Here is a 2,228-nt window from a genome sequence, read left to right as displayed (position 1 = left end):
CGCATGGCCGGGTCAGGACCGGCGGCCGGGCCGGGGGGCGGGGCCCAGGCCGGGCACCTGTTCGCGCAACACCTTGCCCGGCACTTCCTCGAGTTCCGAACGCTGCAGGGTGCCAAGCTGGAACGGGCCGTACGAGACGCGGATCAGCCGGCTGACATGCAGGTTCAGCCCGCGCATGACCTTGCGGACCTCGCGGTTCTTGCCCTCGCGCAGCGCCACGGTCAGCCAGGCATTGTCGCCCTTGCGGGAATCCAGCCCGGCCTCGATCGGGCCGTAGCGCACGCCCTCGAACACGCTGCCCCCGGCCAGGGCGGACAGCCGGGCCTCGTCCACCACGCCGAAGACCCGCACCCGGTAGCGGCGCAGCCAGCCGTTGGACGGCAGCTCCAGCCGTCGCGCCAGCTCGCCGTCATTGGTCAGCAGCAGCAATCCCTCGCTGTTGAGGTCCAGCCGGCCGACGCTGACGACGCGGGGCATGCCGTCGGGCAGGGATGCGAAGACGGTCGGCCGTCCCTCGGGGTCGCGATGGGTGGTCACCAGCCCGTCGGGCTTGTGATAGCGCCACAGGCGCGTCCGCTCGGGCGATTCCACCACGGCGCCGTCGACCTGCACGATGTCGCCCGCCGCGACGAAGGTCGCGGGATGGCCGACCGGCTCGCCGTTCAGGCGGACGCGCCCGGCGGCGATGATCTGTTCGGCGTCGCGGCGGCTGGCCACGCCCGATCGGGCCAGCCATTTGGCGATCCGCTCGCCGCGGCGCGCGGGATCGGAAAGGGGGGTGTCGTCGTGCTGTGTCATCGCGATCCCGAGGCGTCTATCAGGGCGGAGAAGATGCGTCCATCGCCCATCGATATGGCGAATTCGGGATGCCATTGCACGCCCAGGCAGAAAGGATGGCCGGGATATTCGATCGCCTCGATCACCCCGTCGGGGGCGAAGGCGCAGACGACCGCCCGGCCGGGGGTCCGGACGGCCTGGTGATGCGCGGAATTGACCGCCATCCGCTCGGCGCCGGTCACCCGCGCCAGCAGGGTGCCCGGAACGATCGCGACCTCGTGCCCCGGCTGGTCGCGCGGATTGGGCTGTTCGTGCGCCAGCGCGCCGGGCAGCGCGTCGGGGATATGCTGGATCAGCGTGCCGCCCAGGCAGACCGCCAGCAATTGCTGGCCGCCGCAGATCCCCAGCACCGGCAGATCCCGGGCGATCGCCAGGCGGAGCAGCGCCAGCTCGGCGCGGGTGCGGCCGGATTTCAGGGTGACGCTGTCATGGCGGGTGGCGGCGCCGTACAGCGCCGGATCGACGTCGAACGCGCCGCCGGTGACGACCAGGCCGTCCAGCCGCTCCAGCGTCTCGGCGGCCAGGTCCTGCCGGTGGGACAGGGCCACGGGAATGCCCCCCGCGTCGGCGATCGCGTCCATATAGTTGCGGCGCAGCGCGTACCACGGAAAGCGCGAATAGGCGCCGTCGTCCGGCGCGCCGGGTTCGCTGTCGAGGGTGACCCCGATCAGGGGGCGGGACATGCTCATCCCGCCTGCCTAAAGCAGAACGCCGGCCCGTCAAAGATCCGAGAGGCTGCATCACAAGCCCTGCGGGCCGCTCTCGCTCGGTCGCAGGGCTTGTGATGCAGCCTCCTGCGCACCGCCGGAATGAGGCGTGAAACGCCGAGCTTGCGGCCCGCCGCCGAAACCGGGATCAGCCGTCGGAAAACGCGGTCTGGATGTTGGCGGTCAGGGTCTGGTGACCGACCAGCCCCGGCTCGCACGCCGAAAAACCGATGACGATTGCCGCGGCGGCCAGGATCAGCGTAAGCGTGTTCATCGTCTTTCTCCTGCCCATATCGATGTCGAATGTTACAGGGAACGCTGTAGGCTCGAGGGGCACGGTGGCAGCGGGATTCTTGTCTGTCCATTAAATTCGCTGCTTTTTCCGCCGGCCCGTGCCGCCCCATGGCCGGCTGGAAACGTGAGGCGGTGTAACATCCCGTGATCGCATGGCGCGCACGGATGGCGCGGGCCGCCCGTCCCGCGCTATGGCCCGAACGGGGCGGTCCCGGGGGAGTTGCATGGGGCGATTGCAGGGATGCGGGGGATAGGGTCGATGACAAAGGAAGGGAAGGCCGGCGCCGTCGTTCCCGCCATGGGCACCCCGGGGGATCCGATGGGGATCGCGATGGACGAGGCCCGCGCCGCCGCGGCGCGGGGGGAGGTGCCGGTCGGCGCGGTGCTGCT

At 70.6% G+C, this 2,228-nt stretch carries 3 protein-coding genes; all 3 read right to left on the bottom strand.

Annotation, left to right across the window (positions count from 1 at the left end; translation table 11 throughout):
- Positions 1–12: 12 nt before the first annotated feature.
- Complete coding sequence (locus tag HUK84_RS15495) at positions 13–798, bottom strand: pseudouridine synthase (protein WP_176641086.1); 786 nt, start codon at positions 796–798, stop codon at positions 13–15.
- A complete protein-coding gene (locus tag HUK84_RS15490) occupies positions 795–1,526 on the bottom strand; it encodes a gamma-glutamyl-gamma-aminobutyrate hydrolase family protein (protein WP_176641085.1) in 732 nt (243 codons plus the stop codon). Before HUK84_RS15490 ends, HUK84_RS15495 begins: the two co-directional genes overlap by 4 nt.
- 166 nt (positions 1,527–1,692) lie before the next feature.
- A complete protein-coding gene (locus tag HUK84_RS23575; protein WP_281362832.1) occupies positions 1,693–1,818 on the bottom strand; it encodes a hypothetical protein in 126 nt (41 codons plus the stop codon).
- Positions 1,819–2,228: the final 410 nt, after the last annotated feature.

The sequence above is a fragment of the Nguyenibacter vanlangensis genome (genome assembly GCF_013376155.1).
GTDB lineage: Bacteria > Pseudomonadota > Alphaproteobacteria > Acetobacterales > Acetobacteraceae > Gluconacetobacter > Gluconacetobacter vanlangensis.
This window is presented reverse-complemented; position numbering and strand designations above follow the sequence as displayed.